The organism is Ardenticatenales bacterium (genome assembly GCA_020634515.1).
GTDB lineage: Bacteria > Chloroflexota > Anaerolineae > Promineifilales > Promineifilaceae > JAGVTM01.
In genome coordinates, this window is sequence record JACKBL010000018.1 from 1 (window position 1) to 3,438 (window position 3,438).

The window sequence follows — 3,438 nt, forward strand, 5'->3', positions numbered from 1 at the left end:
ATTTTTGCCGGACAATCGAAAAACCCGGTTTTTTCAGTGAGGTCAATAATTAATGGTTGAATCGCGGAATTGTTGAATGGTTAAGTTCGGTTAACGATTCAACAGTTCCCCCATTTACGAATTGACCGTTATCCTGGCCCAGCCCGCGGGTTCAGCGGGGCAGTCGGCGGCGCAGATGGCCAGGCCGGGGCAAAACTGGCAGCGGGTGGAGGTCTCGACGCGCCCGCGATAGCGGCGGAAGACGGGGTTGTTCCAGATGGTTTGCCAGTCGTCGCGGAGGAGATTGCCGGCATTTACCCCCACACCCCGCGCCGCCATCACCGATCCATCCGGCTCAATCCGCACCGCCACGTCGCCGGCGCAGCGCGGCCCTTGCCGCACCTGCTGCGCCAGCGTCAGACCGTCGTCCCGCTCCACGGGCGGATGCCACAAGTAGGCCACGCGAGCCTGGTCGGCCGCCTCCTCCACCTGCGCGGCCACCTGGCGCATCGCCGGCGCCGGAATCGCGCCCGTCCCATCCTCTTCCGCCGTGGTGGCGATGGCAAAAAAGGAGACGTTGAATACTTGCAGCGACAGCAGCGCATTCAGCGTTGCCTCCAGATGGTCAACCGTGCTCGCTACCAGCGGCGTCAGGCCGACGTCCGCCATTTCCAGCACCTGCGTGCGGCGGAAAAGCACCTCGGCGGCGGCGTGGTCGCCCGTGCCCAGGAGGGCATCATGGATGGCCGCGTCCGCCGCGGCATAAAACGCCGTTACGTGGTCCAGGCCGGCCAGCGCCAGATCGTCGAGCAGGGTTCCCGCGCCCAGGTCGGTGGCCCGCCCACTGACGCCGCAGATCAGTCCCAGGTCTTCGGCCCGTTCCACGGCGCGCACCAGGTCGGCGGCGTTGGGGTGCGGCGGAACGAGGATGGTCACGTGGGGGATGCCCACATCCCAGAGGCGACCTAAAATTGGGATGATCTGCGCAGGGGGGGCCAGGGGCACGGTGGCTTCCAGCGGCGCGATCAAGGAGACCGCGCGCGATGAGAAGGCGGCGTCTTCCAGGTTGAAGATGGGGAAGCGGTCGCCCGGTTCCACGAGGTCGCGCAGCAACATTTTGACCTGCGCCAGGTCGTGTTCCAGGCGCACGGCTTCGCCGTTGTGGAAACGAGCCTGCAATTCGCGCAAAATGTCCGGTTCGCCGCGCTCATCCAGCAGCGCTTTGGCGATGACCACGCCCACGGGGGAGAGACGGGCGGCGGCGGTGGCGTTGGCGATGAGCATGCCGCTGCCGTCTGGCTCCACGCGCAGGTGTAGGCGCGTGATTTGTCCGTCCGTCTCGCGTAGGGTGTGGTAGAGGCCGGGCGGGACGGGTGCGGGCGGCTGTGGGCGGCGGATGTTGAATAGTCTGTCAAAGAGTCCGGTCGTCATGGGACAAGCTCCTGGAAAGGCGGAAGGGGGGGCGGCTCATGGGTTTGCCTGTTTCCTGGCCTGGGCGTCGGGGGGGGAAATGGGGATGTTGTGGAGGGGGATTCGTGCCGGCATTTCGCCGCCGCCGCGCACCTCGGCGCGCGTCATGTGCGCGGTGGGGATGAAGCCGGTGGCATTGGTTTCACAACTGCCGCTGCTGCATCCGGCGCAGCCGCCGCCGGAGGCGACGCGGTGGCCGTCGCGGGCTTCGCGTTCAATGCGGCAGCCGCCGCCGCAGAGGGGCAAATCCGGGCATTCCCAGCATTTTTCCGGCAGACCGGCCCAGCGGGGGTCTTGTTCGCGGTCGCGGAAGGTGCGGAAGAGGTGGCTGTTCCAGATGGATTCCCAGGGGTCGCGCAGGATGTTGCCGGCACTGACGTAATACGATTGGCACGGCAGCACGTCTCCGTTGGGTTCGATGCAGAGGGAGTATTCGCCGGCGTTGCAGCGCTTGGCCCCGATTTCCAGTTCGACGGGGGACATGCGGCAGTATTCGGTGGGGGTGTACCAGAGGAAGCGCATCCCTAATTCGGCGGCATGATCACGGACGCGGATGAGAAGTGCCGGCATTTCCTCCTCCAAAATCGCGCTCGGATGGGCAAAACCGCCGCCGCTGTAAATCATCCCATTCATGGCGAACGTGCGAATTCCCAGGTCGTAGAGGAAATCAACAATCTCCTCTACATGCCCCATATTCGCCCGCATCAATGTGGTGTTCGTGATCACATGCACGCGGCTGGCGACCGCGTTCTGGATGCCGCGCACCGTCTGCCCGAACGATCTCGCCCCCTGGCGCTCGCCGGACATTATCTGGTCATGCACGTCGGGGCGCGACGAACCCAGCGTCACCTGCACATGGTTCAGCCCCGCGTCCGCCAGGGTCTCCATGTATGGCTGATGGGCAATGCGCCGCCCATTCGTGTTCAGCCCGACGATGTGTCCCAGGTTGTCGGCGTAACGGATGATGGCCGGCAAATCCGGGTGCAATGTCGCCTCTCCGCCAGTCAGAATCAGGTGCGGCACGCCCACATCGTGCAGTTTGTCAATGATGCGAAACCAATCTTCCCGCCGCAGCGAAGCCATTTCGTACCGGTCCGGCTCGTTGTAACAGTGGGCGCAAGTGTTGTTGCAGCCGTAGGTGAGCGCCATGTCCACTTTGTACGGGGCGTGGACGGGGGTGCTGAACAGGGCCGTGCGCGGCACGTCCCCCAGCGCGCATGTGGGGCAGCCGTTGTCCAGGCGGCGCACGCCATCGACCAGCGCATACATATCGCCCAGTTCGCGTTCCAACTGCCCGCGACTCACCCCGCGAAACTGCGCCCGTAGTTGCTGCCGCGCCTGCGTCGGCGGCACTTCTTCCAACGCCATGTAGGCCATCAGCGCCGCTGTCGGGTTGAGGTGAATCACGTCCGTCACGTCGATGAAAAGGACGCCGGACCCATCCGGTTCCACGCGGAAATGCAGGCGGCGCGTGTCCAGGTGATCGTGCTCGTTGCGCCGCCGCAGGCGATACGTATGTAGACCTGGGGGCGGTTCCTGTGCCAGAGGGGGCGGCGTCAGCCATGCTCGCGCTCGCTGCCGTAATGTCTCGCTCAATGCTACCATTTGGGGGCTTCCTCAATCTGATAACTGGTGTCGCAGTAGGGGCAGTGGACGAAAATAGCCCCCGCTTTCACCTCAATGGACTCTTTCTCCAGCGGCGCGCCACAGTTCTGGCAGGTCAGCTTTTCCAGATTGACGTTACCGCTGAGGTCAATCTTTTGCACGTTGGTGGTTTGCACCACTTTCGGTTGCATCCGCATCATGTAAATGACCACTCCCGCCGCCACCAACAGAACGGCCCCCACCACGAAGCGCGCCACGCTCCCCTGCGCGCCGATGACGAACATCAGCCCCAGGAACCCCAGGGCCACGGCAACGATATAGACGACGATTTTCATTAAGGAGCCTCCGGTGTGAGTTTGCGAGTGTGCGAGTGTGCGGGTTTGC

General features: G+C 64.0%; 3 protein-coding genes. All 3 read right to left on the reverse strand.

The window, feature by feature from the left end; genetic code table 11:
• Positions 1-114: 114 nt before the first annotated feature.
• Genes H6650_22795 through H6650_22805 form a run of 3 tightly spaced genes read right to left on the reverse strand, consistent with a single transcriptional unit; the run spans position 115 to position 3,389 of the window.
• Entirely contained in the window at positions 115-1,410 is a 1,296-nt protein-coding gene (locus tag H6650_22795; protein ID MCB8954843.1) for an SPASM domain-containing protein, read from the reverse strand.
• 36 nt (positions 1,411-1,446) lie between these two features.
• Positions 1,447-3,054: a radical SAM protein gene (locus H6650_22800; protein MCB8954844.1), complete on the reverse strand. Its 1,608-nt coding sequence runs from the start codon at positions 3,052-3,054 to the stop codon at positions 1,447-1,449.
• On the reverse strand, positions 3,048-3,389 hold the full coding sequence (locus H6650_22805) for a hypothetical protein (protein MCB8954845.1): 342 nt from the start codon (positions 3,387-3,389) through the stop codon (positions 3,048-3,050). The genes H6650_22800 and H6650_22805 overlap by 7 nt, the downstream gene beginning before the upstream one ends.
• Between the last annotated feature and the right edge of the window lie 49 nt (positions 3,390-3,438).

Coding starts and splice junctions, on each gene's coding strand:
- H6650_22805 (MCB8954845.1), bottom strand. CDS start 3,389: ATGAAAATCGTCGTCTATATCGTTGCCGTGGCCCTGGGGTTCCTGGGG.
- H6650_22795 (MCB8954843.1), bottom strand. CDS start 1,410: ATGACGACCGGACTCTTTGACAGACTATTCAACATCCGCCGCCCACAG.
- H6650_22800 (MCB8954844.1), bottom strand. CDS start 3,054: ATGGTAGCATTGAGCGAGACATTACGGCAGCGAGCGCGAGCATGGCTG.